Source organism: Lacibacter sp. (genome assembly GCF_035299325.1).
In the GTDB taxonomy this organism is placed as follows: Bacteria; Bacteroidota; Bacteroidia; order Chitinophagales; family Chitinophagaceae; genus Lacibacter.
This window is the reverse complement of record NZ_DATGWT010000004.1, coordinates 78,902-93,484: the sequence shown is the minus strand read 5'-3', so window position 1 is coordinate 93,484 and position 14,583 is coordinate 78,902. Positions and strand designations below refer to the sequence as shown.

Sequence of the window (14,583 nt, the reverse complement as noted above, 5' to 3'; positions counted from 1 at the left end):
GCTCAACTCAAAGCATCGGCCAAATCAATCATCAACAACAACACAACATGAACCTTATTCTTCAATCATTACTGACTTTTATCATCGCAGCAACCAATCTCCAATGCAGTTCTCCAAAACAGGAAACGTTTCAAGCCAAAGAGGTGTACAAGTCGGATCGACTGGTCATTACCCAAATTGCCGCCCATTCGTTTGTACATGTATCATATTTGCAAACCAACGATTTCGGGAATGTGCCTTGTAACGGTTTGGTTGTAAGAAACAGCAACGAAACAATTGTGTTCGATACGCCAACCAACGATACAAGCGCAGCAGAGTTGATCAAATGGATCAACGATTCCTTGAAGTGTAAGATCAAGGCGATTGTGCCTACGCATTTTCATGATGATTGTTTGGGAGGACTTAAGGCGTTTCATGCAAATGCCATTCCTTCGTATGCAAATGCAAAAACCATTGAACTGGCAACAGCCAGGAACTATACCATTCCGCAAAACAGTTTTACAGATTCAATTGTGTTAAGCATTGGTAATGAAAAAGCGATTGTGAAATTTTTTGGTGAGGGACATACAAGGGATAATGTGGTGGGTTATTTTCCTTCGGATCATATTTTGTTTGGCGGTTGTTTGCTTAAAGAAGTGGATGCTACGAAGGGCTTTTTGGGCGATGCAAATATTGCAGCCTGGTCGGGTACAGTTGAAAAAATTAAGGCAGCCTATCCCGATTTGAAATTGATTGTTCCGGGCCATGGTGCTTATGGCAACACTGCGTTGCTTGATTATACGATACAGTTATTCAAAAATCAATAATTGTAGAGAAGGTTTTTTTCGGCGGCAGGAGCAGTAATACGATCATTATAAGCCACGGCCTTTTTTTTCGTGGAGACACCACCAAGGCGAAATCAACCTTTTGAAATTAGAGTTCAGCGAATGTAGAGTTTGGCAGAGAGATTAGCACCTGTTATATAAAGCCCGGCAAAAGGTCTTAACTTCAATAACATATTTTCAATTGGATATTTGTGACGGAATTGAAAGTGCACGAGTTTCCTGCCTTCGCAAATACCCGAACGTTAGCAGTCATTTAAACCAGAACTAATGAAAAAACTTACAAAGTTGAAATCAATCATCGTTATTCTTCTGTTGCTTACGGGTACTACCTGTTTTACGCAAAACATAAAGTCCGACTTTAGCCACATTGAAATTATCATCGATTCGGCTTCATTTGAAAAACTGGTCGCAAACGACTTTATCAGGAATAAGCTTGCTCCTTTTACATATGATACCATGATGCCTTCCCCGATGGTGCTTAGCTATTATATTTTTGGGCAAAACAGTTTCATTCATTTTAATCCTGCCAGAGGCTATTTTGCTACCCAGCTTGGCACTGCCTATTTGATCTTTCAAACTCGACGACCGGGGCAGGGAAAGATACTGGAAGAGAATTTCCAGAAGGTTAAGAACGACTCTATTATTTCCTATGATTTCGAAGGTCCGGATTTTAAATTGACAGAGATTATTTATCGTCATCACAGCAACCTCCGTAAAAAACAGAATAATCATCTTATACCGATGTTGAGTTCGTACTCGGTTGAAAGCTATCGGAAATGGGGATATGGTGATTCTGCAGAATTAAGTATGAATCAATTCCTTGCGAGAGAGTTTGTAAAAGGGAAGAAACTGTTTGAAAGCATTGTTTCCATTGACTTAGCAATTACGCAAAAGGAACTAGAAGATCTTACTCCTGTTTTGGAACTTACGGGATACCTTAAAAAGGAGAATAAGTTTATCAAGACTAATGAGCCAACTATCTCTTACATCGTAAATAATAAACTTAACGCATTCAAAGTTGAAAAGCTCACATTAAAACTTTCAGATAATGTTGATGATAATTTTTTCGATTTTGGCAAAATGAATTTACTGATCAGGAACAATAGTGCAGAGTTTTCTTTTCGATAAACAGCCTTCAACATGAATTATATTAAAAATTCACATCGCAAGTGTTCAATCTCAGCAGATCACTAACTATCAAGTAAACCTGCAGAAGAAAAGAGCATCGTTTGTCTTTTTTATAAAACAGCAACGGCTTTCAATTGAAAGCCGTTGCTGTTTTATTTGTTGCGGATGTTACAGCACAGGTGTGAGGTATTGTGTATAGCAATAGCCTTCTTCACCATCATCTGTTTTAACATACCACCACTGATCGTTTTCTTTGCGCAGCAATGTAATGATCTCATGACGGGCCGCTTTGCCAACAATTTCATCATTAGTGCTTGGGCCGCTGCGGATATTGAGATTGCTGTTGTTGGTGGTTACTTTCAGTTTAGCACCGTCTGTAACTCCGGCTACGCTGTTAATGTTCAGCATCAGATCACCTGATGAGTAATCAGGATCCAGCTTCTCATAAATATCCCACAACTGTTGCTTTACTGTACCTGTTGCTTCGCCATCAATGTATAATACTTTATCCTGCTCACGTATTTGCAGATTGTTTACACCTGAAGCTGCTGCAGCATCGGTAAGTTCTTTGTATTTATCCTGTAATGCCATAAGATGTTTCCTCCTTGTTTATTTTTTTATTAAACCTGATGACTCAATTTTTGTGATCCCCATTGATTTGAGTGCATTCAAACGCTGCATCAAACTTTGCAAATCAGACCGTTTGATTTCACCCGTCAATGTAAGTACGCCATCTGTTAATGAAGTTTGTACACCCGGGAAATCTTTTACGGCATCTGCCACAGCTTGTGAAAGAGCATCATTTACAGGCGGTACAACGGCTGGAGGAGGAGCAACGGTACAATTGTTCACTACTGATTTTACACCTTCTACTTTTGCTACTGCTGCTTCGCATTTTGCTTTGCAGGCTTCATCTTTACATTCGCCGCTGATGGTGGCAACGCCATCTTGTACTGTTACCATTGTACTCCTCATATCGGCATCAGCAGAAAGCACGGCCTCTATACTTGCCTGTATATCGGTGTCTTTTAATTTCTTTTTACAGGACATTGCTCCCAGCACCAGCACAGATGCGAACAGGATTACACATAACTGAAGTGTTCTTTTCATTTGTTTGTTTTTAATGATGATGAAATTGATAGAGGCAGTCTTCAGAGTGGGAAGGTTTGAACTGTATTGTAGTTCGATATGACAGTGTGTGCAAGCCTTATGCCAATTATGCTTAAATACAGATATCTATCAACAAAAAAGCGACAGGCAATTACCTGTCGCTTTCATACCGGGATAATAGTTTAATAATCTACTTTCATTTCCACTCTTCTGTTGAGCGCTCTTCCCTTTGCTGTTTTGTTGTCAGCAATTGGTTTGGTATCGCCATAACCCTTGTAGGTAATGCGTTCCGCAGCAATACCTTTGCTGATGAAGTAATCTGCTACTGCTTTTGCTCTGCGTTCGCTCCACATCATGTTTCGTTCAGGCGTTCCGGCATTGTCAGCATGTGCTTCAATGTTCAGTTTCAACGAAGGATTCTCCTGTAATACCTTGGCCACCTCATTCAACGAAGCAAATGATGATTTTAAAAGAACATCGCTGGCAAACTGGAAGAGAATATTCTTCGCTGCAAATTCTATTTTCTGTTTGATCTCCTGTTTTATTTCAGGGCAACCGCTGTTTGCAGTAATGCCAGCTTCATTGGGGCATTTATCTTCTTCATCATTCACGCCATCATTATCCGTATCAGGAATTAAACATCCGTTATAACGGGCAAGTCCTGCCACATCTTTACACTTATCATCTTTATCAGCCACGCCATCATTGTCACTGTCGGGGCAACCATTCAATGTGCCTTTATCGTTCGGGCATTGATCATCTTTGTCTGTTATTCCATCAGCATCCGTATCAGGACAACCATTAAGTGTTCCTTTTACGTCAGGACATTTATCATTTGCATCGGCAAAGCCATCACCATCTCCATCAGGGGGTAATACAGGTTCAACCGGAATTACTACAGGGGCTTCTGTAACTTTTTTCTTTCTTTCAAACGGGTTGTCTTGTGCAAAGCTGAAACTGTAATGCAGGTAATCGTTATTAATGCCATCCGTTAATTTCTTTCGCCATTGTGCCTGCATGAAAAAATAAGACCCTTCTTTAAAACGGAATTGCAAGCCAACTCCTACTGGTGCATAAGCAGCGATCTTGCCGGGGAAATAACCAACGCCTAACCCTGCAGTTAAAAAAGGGTTTACAGGAGCCTTGTCTTTAAAGGCCCTTATGTGCAATAAAGCATTGAGTTGTGTGCTGAACTTCGCCTGACCTACTGAATCATCTTTTACAAAGTTGGCAGGAAAGTTGGAGAACGTTCCTGTGATGGTACCTGAAGCATCTATCTTTTGCGTGAGTCCACGCCAGTAACTTAAACCAACACCAAATGATTTGTTGCCTGGTTTATACCAGTCGCCTTGGTTGAAAGCTTTGCCGGCTGTTGAATCACTGATGAGTTGAGGCAAACGGTAATCAGAAAAACTGATGTTGTACGAAATGAGTTCGGGTTTTTTCAGTTGCTGATCCTGGGCATGCAGGCCAATGATGCACATCAGTGCAAGAGCGGTTAGTAAGCAGTTTGGTTTCATAGAAATTAATTGAGCGCTAAATTAACGTTCCAAACCGTATTTTATGCATAAATACTGTTTTCTTTTTGTGCGTAAATCATCTGTTTTTTTATAGGTTTTATCGGATGTATTGACTAAATTTATTTAGCTCTTTGATGATATCTTATTTATTCACTATTAAAACTGTTTCCCATGGTTTCAACAGACACAACACAGCTTAACAGGGAATGCAGCTCCTGGAGGGAGCATTTGCGTTCCTACCGTAATGAAATGAGTCAACTGAGAGATCAGCTTCAACTCATGGCAAGCGGAGAAAAAGACAAGGAAGTCCTTACCGAAGTGGAACACTATCACAACCAGTTTTACATTCAACAGATCAACATCCACGATCTGAAACAGGCCATCAAAAACCACGACCGAAGATTACAGGTTGAAAAAGATCCGGCAAGCGGTCATCCTTCTGAAGCAGCATTGCAGGAACATGAAGAACTGCACGGTCAATACGAAATACTGGAACATACGTTAAATGAACTGAGAAGCGATTTCAGAAATTTCGTTGCTAAGGCATAAGCATATTGCCTTTACTACATCTATCAAAGACATTCACAGCCACCCATTCAAATTCTATCTGTTCCCTGTACGGTTACGCTTGTACTTACATGCCCATGTAAGCAGGTGATTGTTTACATTTTAAAAATTGAATGTTATGGCAGACTTTGATACCTCACACGTAAAAAACATTGTCTTGCTGGGCCACGCCGGCTCCGGTAAGACAACATTAGCGGAATGCATGTTATACGAGGCAGGCATTATCAACCGCAGAGGCACAGTTGCAGAACGCAATACTGTTGCCGATTATCATGAACTTGAACAGGAAAGAGGCAATTCCGTTTTTTCAAAACTCTTACACAGCAAATGGCGTGGCTATAAGATCAATATTATTGATACGCCCGGTTATGATGATTTTGTTGGAGAAGTGATCAGTGCATTACGTGTAGCCGATACCGGTGTAATGTTGCTGAATGCCACTCGTGGAGTGGAAGTGGGTACAGATATTATCTGGGATTACACCGAGCAGTTTAAAACACCCATGATCTTTGCGGTGAATAAACTCGATGATGAAACGGCCGATTTCGAAAAAACGGTTGCAGAAGCCAAAGCTCATTTTGGCAGTAACATTACAGTGGTGCAATATCCACGACAACAGGGCGCAGGGTTTCATGAAATTATTGATGTGCTGCGCATGACGATGTATAAATTTAAAGATACAGGCGGCAAACCGGAAAAATTACCTATTCCGGATGATGAAAAAGAGAGAGCTGATAACTTACACAAAGAATTGATTGAGGCCGTTGCCGGTAATGATGAAACATTAATGGAAAAATATTTCGATAAAGGTGAGCTGGATGAAGATGAGATCAAAGCAGGAATGAAAAAAGCAATGATTCATCATGATCTGTTTCCGTTATTCTGTTTATCTGCAGAACGCAACATGGGTAGTGGCCGATTAATGGGCTTTATTGATAATGTGTGCCCCAGTGCCAATGAAATGCCTCCGCAAAAAACAAAAGCAGGATCAACATTGCCCTGTGATGAAAATGGCCCCGGCTGTATTTTTATTTACAAAACGGTAAGTGAGCCACATGTTGGCGAGCTTTCTTTTTTTAAAGTTTACAGTGGCACCATTAAATCAGGAATGGAACTGGTGAATGAAACAACCGGTGTTGCGGAAAAGATGAACCAGTTGTTTGTTGTAGAAGGAAATAAACGCACACAGGTAAATGAACTCACTGCAGGTGATATTGGTGCAACGTTGAAGCTTAGAAACACGCATGTAAACAATACGCTGCACGAAAAAGGAAAAGATATTGAGTTACTTCCCATTGAGTTCCCGGCTTCAAACCTTACAATGGCTATTGAAAGCGTAAAGAAAGGTGAAGAAGAAAAACTGGCTGCAGCTTTACACGATCTTCGCCATGAAGACCCCACGTTTAAAGTGGAAGTATCACAAGAGTTAAAACAAACATTGATCCATTGCCAGGGCGATATGCATTTAGCTGTTGCCAAATGGAAAATTGAACATCAACATAAACTTGAAGTGAAGTTTACACGTCCTCGCATTCCTTACCGTGAAACAATACGTCGAAGTGCCGATAGTATGTACCGTCATAAAAAACAAAGTGGTGGTAACGGACAGTTTGGCGAAGTGCATTTACGTATTGAACCCTGGTATGAAGGAATGCCTGAACCCGCAGACCTTAATGTCCGGGGCAGGGAAGTGCATGATTTACCATGGGGTGGCAAATTGGTTTATTACAATTGTATCGTTGGTGGTGCTATCGATGTTCGGTTCCTGCCATCGATCTTAAAAGGTGTGATGGAAAAAATGAACGAAGGACCGCTTACCGGCTCTTATGTGCGTGATGTTAGGGTATGTGTGTTTGATGGAAAGATGCATCCCGTTGACAGCAATGATATTTCGTTCAAGATCGCCGGGTTGCAGGCATTCCGCCAGGCATTTCAACAAGCCGATCCGCAGATACTTGAACCAATGTATCACGTAGAAGTGCTTTGTCCTGAAGATCTCACCGGTGCTGTTATTGGCGATCTGCAAACACGACGTGCAATGGTGGAAGGTATGGATACCGAAAGCCATTTCACAAAAGTGATCGCTAAAGTTCCATTGGCAGAGATGCAGGATTACAGCAGCAACCTGCGTTCGTTTACACAGGGCCGTGCAAAATTCCGGATGCATTTTCTCGATTATGAGCCATTGCCATTTGAAGTACAACGCAAACTTGCTGATGATTACAGTAAGGTAGCGAAGGAAGAAATAATGGCTTAACAAAGAGTTGGTTTAAATAAAAGATCCTGCGTTATTTAACGCAGGATCTTTTATTTAAATGCAATAACAGAATCAGTTGCATTTTCCAAGTACTACCCAAATCACAATAAAAATCAGGATGGTGCTTAAACAGCCGCCGCCAAGTTTCTTGGCGCCATATCCTGCAATTAATCCTCTGAATAGTTTATTCATATCAATGGTATACAGTTTTAAACTACAGCAACACCTTCAAGTTCGGCTGCTTCAACATTTACGGCACTTACTGCAACTTCAGTTAATTTTTCATCCGCCCCTTTTTCTTCATCCAATGTTTGCTCTAATAGTTTAGCTGCTTCTGTTAACTTAAGTGTTTCTGCAAACTGACGCAATGTGCCGTAGGATGCAATTTCATAATGTTCAATTTTTTGAGAACCTGCTATAATACCGGCATCGCACATGGCACCCGGCTCACATTCTTCAATAATAGCCTCAGCTTCTTTCATAAGTCCGGCCATTGCTTCACATTTTTTTGCTGTTGGCTTCATATCAATTGATTTGAAAACCTGTTCCAGACGTTTAACCTGCTCATTCGTTTCTTCAAGATGGCTTTCCAATGCAACGATCAATTCTTCTGATGTTGCTTTTGCAATCATTTTGGGAATTGCTTCTGTCAAAGCTTTCTCAGCCCAGAAAATATCTTTCAACTCAGTTTCAAATAATTTCATGAGTTGCGAAGACTGCATGCCCTTTTGCTGTTTTTTGTCTGCGGCAACGTTTTTTTTGTTTGACTCACTGTCAGGTTTCTTTTGCATAATGTAATTTTTTAAATGTCAAGACTCGTTATTTACTTAATCTAAATCAGAGGTTAAGGAATTCATTTGTTGAACTCTGTTTTTATGACTTTTTACCTCTTCCTAAGCGAAAAACTAAAAAGACGATAAGAGCAATAATTGCAATTACAATAAAAATCCCGAAGCCCATCCCGGCTTTAAAAATACCTTCCACCAGTTGGCATGAACTCAACATTGAAGTCATTGAAATGAGCAGTATGCTTATATATTTTGTTATGTTCATAGTCTTTAATATTTAAGGTTTATTGTAATTGCTTATTTCTGATCTTAAGCAGATGTGAAATAGAATTTAAAGCTCAAAAAACTTTGGTATCGTCTTCTTTGTTGATGATGGCGGGGGCATCTGAGTCACCATCAATACCTTCCTCCGGCCTTGGATTGATTGGTTCGTCAGTTACCGGCGCCTCTGGTTTATACTCTTCTTCAGAACCAGCTTTCTTGTCATTTTCTCCAATTATTTCGCCGGGGTTCTTTTTTTTATCATCTCCAATACCGGGTACTTCTGTTTCAGGTGTTTTTTCTTTTAAATCGGGATCATTCGATAAAGGTTTCTTACCATTAAAATCCTGATTCGTCTTTTGTTTCAATGCATTGACTGTATCTTCTTTAATTTCTTTGTTTGTTTGATGCTTTTCCATGATAAAATTGTTTTGTTGTGAAAATTAATGTTGCCTTACAAATATGAGTTTCATTAGCTGTAAATACATTACATGATCTGATGATACTCTTACAACTTTCACACATGCATCGGTTCCGGTTAACTTTTCCTTTTCAATCTCAGAGTACAGTTAAAGAGAAACGTATTGAAAATGGAAAAGCGACACTTACAGGTGTCGCTTTCTGATATATAGAAGGAAAACCTATTTTAGTTTCAGCACCGGCTGTAGAATATAGTTACCGCTTCCATCCTTACTGATGGAAAGAGCAGCGTCAAAATCTACAAGCAAAGAATCAAGACCGGCGGCAAGACTGCGGTTGATTTTTATTTTCAAACCACTTTGCTGGCTGCTTGGTGTACTTAAAGGATAAATAATGCTATCAATCATAATTGTATTTTGTGTTCCCAACACCAGGCGTAATTCTTTAAGTGTACCGGTTGGCACAGTGCCTGCAGCAAGAAATGTATCAACGCCATTCTGTAATTTCAACAGATCATAAATACCTGCTGCTGTTTCAAGTTTTATCCAGCCGGTAGAATCGCCATTGAAGTTTACATTCACTTCTTTAATATCAACGTTTACCTGTTGTGCATTATAAGGTGCATCCGTGAGATTAATTTTTAATTCAGTATTGTTTTTACTTTTCTTACATGCAGCAAATAACAGTGCTGAAGAAATTAATACTAACGAGCAAATGAACATTACTTTTTTCATGAGTATGAGATTTTAAAACGTTTACTTCAAAAAACCATGCCAAAGCAAAAAATCTGTTCATGTAAAACTACTTTTGTGCAAAAGTTATTTACGTAGTGAAAACAAAGTTGAGCACATAACGATTAAACTTTCAATTGATTCTGCGAACATTTGTAAGGTTTTTTCTTTTGCCGTGCTGATGTTGCAGAACGGTTGTAATTCTGTTTTTTACTTATCTTCCTTGCATGAATCAACCGACTGCTTCCTCTTCCATCTGGAAAGTAATTGCTGCTTCCTCGATGGGTACCTTAATTGAATGGTACGACTTTTACATTTTTGGTATGCTTGCCAAAACAATTTCAGTTCAATTCTTTCCCGAAGGCAATGATGTAGCTGCTTTGCTCAGCACACTGGCCATTTTTGCGGCCGGGTTTATTGTGCGTCCTTTTGGTGCATTATTATTTGGTCGTCTTGGTGATCTTATCGGTCGCAAGTACACCTTTCTTTTAACACTGGTACTGATGGGCAGCGCTACTTTTTTAATCGGGCTTGTTCCCGGTTATAAAACAATTGGGGTATTAGCGCCCATACTTGTTTTATTACTTCGATTGATACAAGGCCTGGCATTAGGTGGCGAATATGGCGGTGCTGCTACTTACGTGGCCGAACATGCGCCGGCCAATAAACGTGGATTGTACACAAGCTGGATACAAACCACTGCAACATTAGGTTTGTTTGTTGCATTAGGTGTTATACTGTTGGTGAAATCAAGCATGAGCAATGAAGCGTTTGATGCAGAGTGGGGTGGATGGCGCTATCCTTTTTGGTTATCTATTCTTTTAGTGGGTGTTTCTATCTACATACGAATGAAGATGAAGGAATCGCCATTGTTTGCCAAATTGAAGCATGAAGGGAAAACATCTGTTAATCCATTAAAAGAAAGTTTCAGCCATAAAGCAAATTTCAAAATGGTATTGCTGGCATTGTTTGGTGCAGTAATGGGGCAGGGTGTTATCTGGTACACCGGTCAGTTTTATGCTCAGAATTTTTTAGAAACAAGAGTGATGATTGAATTCGGACAAAGCAGAACCATTTTGCTCTGGGCTATCCTGTTTGCAACGCCCTTCTTTGTTTTCTTTGGATGGTTGAGTGATAAGATCGGTCGTAAATGGATCATGCTCATTGGTATGTTGTTGGGTGTGTTGTTTTACCGGCCCATTTATCAGAGTTTTCTTGACAGTGTTGATCATACAAAAATTGAATTTGTAGATCTTAAAGTAACCGCAAAACCAAAAATTGAAGCTGTACCAATTGGTACAACCAACGGATTTGTTCGCACCATCACTACATCGTATGCTTCTGCAAATGGCTGGGCTTATACAGAAACGGTAAGAGATACTGTGAGACAACAAGGCGATGCTATTGTAGCAAAGCCAATAACAAAATATACCGATCGGCAACTACCAAAGCCGGTGTTCTGGAAGTTTGTATGGCTTGTGTTTATACAGATATTTTTTGTAACAATGGTGTATGGTCCTGTTGCAGCATTTCTTGTGGAGTTGTTCCCAACAAAGATCCGTTACACTTCTATGTCGTTGCCATATCACATCGGTAATGGCGTATTTGGTGGGTTGGTACCTTTTATTGGTTTATTGCTCACCACTTCTTTCCCTGCTGATCCGTTGGTAGGGCTGTGGTATCCTATAATAGTAGCGTCATTATGTTTTGTTATTGGCGCTTTGTATCTCAACAACAAAATTGATCCAAACGTAAACGATTGAAGTATGAACAAGTTAAAACGATATGCAGGACTTGTGTGGATAATAGCCGGTCCGTTAATTTTTATTTTACTCCTGATTGCTGCATGGTATAATATTGACAGCGCCGGAAAGAAGGATATTAACAATCCTGTTCCGTGGGTTATCATTATCGGTATTTTTTTACCGATCGTTATTGGCCTTGTGATCTTTGGTTGGTATGCATTGAAAGGCGAGTATGATCATTTGCCGGAAGATTCAACCGAGATTGAGTAGAAGAATAATTCAAGCCGATTATAAATAAAAAAGCACAGAAAGATGATTCGTAATTCAGCTTTCTGTGCTTCTTTTTTTGGGAGTTCTGCTTATTCAATTCTGAACGATATTTTACACACGCATCCAAAGGTGGTTACCTGGCCATCTTTTACATGTGCTTTAATATCCTGTACATAAACGGAATCAATATTCCGCACTGTCTTTGATGCTTCGGCCACGGCCTGGCGAATAGCATCATCAATTCCTTTGTCTGACGAAGCAATCACTTCAATTATTTTTACAATTGGCATAACTGTAAGTTTTTTTGATGTTTGTAGAATGGTTTGCTCCAATAAGATAGGTAAAGAATCCGGTAAGTTCAAGCAAAGATTTTAACCCATTTCATTAAAATCAACTTTTGTAAATCTATAATACAACAGGTTTAAAACGCCGGTATTAAGCTGATGCATGATAGTTAAAAAGTATATGAACCATTTTTTGTCGCATTTTGTTTTGCATTCCATAAGTGCTATCTCTTAGTTATGAAAAAAATATGTTTGTTTGAACTTTTTCAACCATGTTCTAACGTCTATTAGGCAGAGCTTTGCAACAAGGAAATATCTAACTCCATTTATAATGGATACTGTAATGTTTCCGCAACTTGATCCAACCCAATCAGCTGCTTAGGTGATATAAGTGAAACTGCTTATTTCTTAAAATCATGTAAAGGATGCAACATCCTTTTTGTAAAACCGATACGTATGTGTGTTTTTGAACGCATATCCGTATAAAAAGTCAGAACTATGAAGATAGCAGAACGACCAAAGTTGGAAGAGATGAGATTGCTCGATCTTCAGCTTTACGATATTCTTGATTCTCCCGAAGAACAGGAGTTTGATGATCTCCGTGAACTTGCTGCACAAATTTGTGATTGTCCGGTGTCGCTCATTACACTGATTGACCGGGATCGTCAATGGTTTAAATCAAGGCAGGGTATTGAGGAAACAGAAACAAGCCGTGATTTATCTTTCTGTTCACATGCAATATTAGGTGATGAATTGATGGTGATTGAGGATACTCTGAAAGATGAACGGTTTTTCAATAATCCCTATGTAACGGGCGAAGCCAATATCCGCTTCTATGCAGGAGCGCCCATCATTTCTCCTAACGGTCAGAATTTAGGAACCGTTTGTGTATTTGATCAGCAACCACGTAAGCTGAATGAGCAGCAACTGCGTGCGTTAGAAATATTATCAAAACAAGTAACGAAATTGCTGGAGTTAAGATTAAAGACAAAGCTGATTGCAGAACGAACTACCCAGCTCATCAAAATAAAAGATCAAACTGTTCAACAATTTATTCAGGAGAGGGATGAGGAGAATTTATCGGTTGCCAAAGAATTGCATGAAAATATTGCCCAGGAACTGGCCGCCGGCCGCCTTTATTTGAATATGGCATTGGCAAATGAAACGGATAGATTACAGCATATGCAGGATGCTGATGAAGCTATCGGCAACGCATTGACAGAAGTAAAAAATCTTTCCTACAGCATCAGCCCTACAACGCTTGAAGCTGTATCAATTAAGGACATGCTGGAAAATTTTCTCTTCCTGCACAGGTATGAATATTCGTTTACAATCGAATTGAAAATTACAGGCAATCCAACATCGGTTGGTTTTACGCAAGCAATGAATTGTGTGAGAATTGCAGAGACCTGGTTAAGGGTATTGCAAATGCAGAAAGAGATTACAAAAGCAATTGTAAAGGTTAATGTGGATAATGATATTGAGTTGTGTATTGAAGATGATGCAGTGAAACATGATGTGCAGGAAAGAGAAAAGAATATTCTCAGCAGCCTGGTTTATTACAGGGTTATCAATATGAATGGACGTATTCGTTTTGGCGAAACTGCCATGGTGAGAAATAAGCTTTGTGTGAGTTTCCCATTAATTGAAAAACCAGGTTTAGAAAAGCTGGCCGTTTAATCCCTGAATTCCTGTGATATCATTAATCCGTTTTGCCCTCCGTCAACAATACCAATACCAACACGCCCAAATGATTTGTTGAGTATCGCTGCACGATGACTGGGAGAATTCATTAAACCTCTGTGTGCATTTGCAAGTGTTGATGCGTAAGCAAGATTTTCTCCTGCTTTTTTATAGGTAATACCTGCTTTCTTCATCCTGTAAAAAGGATCTTTTCCTTCAGGTGTCATATGAGAGAAGTAACCTCTTTGCAACATATCAGATGAATGTGCCCTTGCTACTTTTCGCAACTGCTCATCCGCAACAAGCGGTTTCAATCCTTTTTTCTTTCGCTCAGCATTTACAAGCTGCAACATCTGTTGTTCAAGGTCTGGCCTGATGCTGTAATAATTTGTTGCATAAACTTCCGGTTCTGATTTTCCGTTAGAAAGGGCAACGTCAAATGTTTTTTCAAGTATCGGACTAATTTGTTTCTCTGCAATTTCACTATAAGGAGAAAGCATAGCAGCCACTTCACTTTTTTCTGCTTCTGCACTAATATTGTCGATTACCGAATAGGTAAGAAGCCTGGCGGTAACAGCGCTCAGCACAATACCCAACACAAGACCCGGAATAATTCCGCTCATTCTGTCGAGAAAATGAATGTTGTTTTCGTTGTTGGTTGCATTCATCAAAATACGTTGAAGCACTGATAGAAAAATATACACAACCACAAAGCCGGCAATCAAACTTAACGGCAGGTACCAATCCTTTAGTGAAGGTAATTTCTGAAAAACTTCATCAACCGTATTTGTATAAAGAAGAATACCGGCAATAAGAGCTGCCGACCATTTAAACAGTTCCAATATAAAACGTAGTGCACCAAACCGGTAACCAATAAAAGCTGCCAGTAAAATGAGTAGTACCAGAAAAATATCGACAGTGTTCATATGCCAATGACTATATCAAAAAAAGCGGAGACCAAACATCAGATGAAAGATCTCCGCTATTATTCAACG

The 14,583-nt window shown here is 39.6% G+C and carries 16 protein-coding genes; 7 read left to right on the top strand and 9 right to left on the bottom strand.

The window, feature by feature from the left end:
- The first annotated feature begins 47 nt into the window (after positions 1-47).
- Together bla and VK159_RS02180 are read left to right on the top strand one after the other, a co-directional pair.
- The gene (gene bla / locus VK159_RS02185; protein WP_324228501.1) at positions 48-806 is read left to right on the top strand and encodes a subclass B1 metallo-beta-lactamase; all 759 of its coding nucleotides are present in this window, start codon (positions 48-50) and stop codon (positions 804-806) included.
- A 285-nt stretch (positions 807-1,091) separates the two neighbouring features.
- Entirely contained in the window at positions 1,092-1,952 is an 861-nt protein-coding gene (locus VK159_RS02180) for a DUF5829 family protein (RefSeq protein ID WP_324228500.1), read from the top strand.
- Between the two features lie 168 nt (positions 1,953-2,120).
- On the opposite strand, the gene VK159_RS02175 is transcribed toward VK159_RS02180, so the two are convergent.
- The 3 genes from VK159_RS02175 to VK159_RS02165 form a co-directional block, all read right to left on the bottom strand.
- Positions 2,121-2,543: an SH3 domain-containing protein gene (locus VK159_RS02175; protein ID WP_324228499.1), complete on the bottom strand. Its 423-nt coding sequence runs from the start codon at positions 2,541-2,543 to the stop codon at positions 2,121-2,123.
- An 18-nt stretch (positions 2,544-2,561) separates the two neighbouring features.
- Complete coding sequence (locus VK159_RS02170) at positions 2,562-3,062, bottom strand: BON domain-containing protein (protein ID WP_324228498.1); 501 nt, start codon at positions 3,060-3,062, stop codon at positions 2,562-2,564.
- Positions 3,063-3,244: 182 nt separating this feature from the next.
- Entirely contained in the window at positions 3,245-4,582 is a 1,338-nt protein-coding gene (locus VK159_RS02165) for an OmpA family protein (RefSeq protein ID WP_324228497.1), read from the bottom strand.
- Positions 4,583-4,753: 171 nt separating this feature from the next.
- Between VK159_RS02165 and VK159_RS02160 the strand changes: the two genes are divergently transcribed.
- Complete coding sequence (locus VK159_RS02160; protein WP_324228496.1) at positions 4,754-5,131, top strand: hypothetical protein; 378 nt, start codon at positions 4,754-4,756, stop codon at positions 5,129-5,131.
- Between the two features lie 136 nt (positions 5,132-5,267).
- Positions 5,268-7,406 (top strand): elongation factor G, encoded by a 2,139-nt coding sequence (locus VK159_RS02155; protein ID WP_324228495.1) that lies wholly within the window; start codon positions 5,268-5,270, stop codon positions 7,404-7,406.
- 209 nt (positions 7,407-7,615) lie between these two features.
- Here VK159_RS02155 and VK159_RS02150 read toward each other — a convergent pair whose 3' ends face one another.
- The 4 genes from VK159_RS02150 to VK159_RS02135 form a co-directional block, all read right to left on the bottom strand.
- A complete protein-coding gene (locus VK159_RS02150) occupies positions 7,616-8,197 on the bottom strand; it encodes a ferritin-like domain-containing protein (protein ID WP_324228494.1) in 582 nt (193 codons plus the stop codon).
- 82 nt (positions 8,198-8,279) lie between these two features.
- Positions 8,280-8,459, bottom strand: coding sequence for a hypothetical protein (locus VK159_RS02145; protein WP_324228493.1), 180 nt, complete (start codon positions 8,457-8,459; stop codon positions 8,280-8,282).
- Between the two features lie 73 nt (positions 8,460-8,532).
- Positions 8,533-8,874, bottom strand: coding sequence for a hypothetical protein (locus VK159_RS02140; RefSeq protein ID WP_324228492.1), 342 nt, complete (start codon positions 8,872-8,874; stop codon positions 8,533-8,535).
- Between the two features lie 222 nt (positions 8,875-9,096).
- Positions 9,097-9,609, bottom strand: a complete 513-nt coding sequence (locus tag VK159_RS02135) for a DUF4382 domain-containing protein (protein WP_324228491.1) — start codon at positions 9,607-9,609, stop codon at positions 9,097-9,099.
- Between the two features lie 224 nt (positions 9,610-9,833).
- On the opposite strand from VK159_RS02135, the gene VK159_RS02130 reads away from it, so the two are divergent.
- On the top strand, positions 9,834-11,369 hold the full coding sequence (locus VK159_RS02130; RefSeq protein WP_324228490.1) for an MFS transporter: 1,536 nt from the start codon (positions 9,834-9,836) through the stop codon (positions 11,367-11,369).
- Between the two features lie 3 nt (positions 11,370-11,372).
- A complete protein-coding gene (locus VK159_RS02125) occupies positions 11,373-11,621 on the top strand; it encodes a DUF6814 family protein (RefSeq protein WP_324228489.1) in 249 nt (82 codons plus the stop codon).
- 89 nt (positions 11,622-11,710) lie between these two features.
- Here the strand turns inward: VK159_RS02125 and VK159_RS02120 are convergent, their stop codons facing one another.
- A complete protein-coding gene (locus tag VK159_RS02120) occupies positions 11,711-11,911 on the bottom strand; it encodes a dodecin family protein (RefSeq protein ID WP_182806155.1) in 201 nt (66 codons plus the stop codon).
- Positions 11,912-12,403: 492 nt separating this feature from the next.
- Between VK159_RS02120 and VK159_RS02115 the strand changes: the two genes are divergently transcribed.
- Positions 12,404-13,585: a GAF domain-containing protein gene (locus VK159_RS02115; RefSeq protein ID WP_324228488.1), complete on the top strand. Its 1,182-nt coding sequence runs from the start codon at positions 12,404-12,406 to the stop codon at positions 13,583-13,585.
- Here the strand turns inward: VK159_RS02115 and VK159_RS02110 are convergent.
- Positions 13,582-14,514, bottom strand: coding sequence for a CvpA family protein (locus VK159_RS02110; protein WP_324228487.1), 933 nt, complete (start codon positions 14,512-14,514; stop codon positions 13,582-13,584). The two genes, VK159_RS02115 and VK159_RS02110, sit on opposite strands and share 4 nt — an antisense overlap.
- Positions 14,515-14,583: the final 69 nt, after the last annotated feature.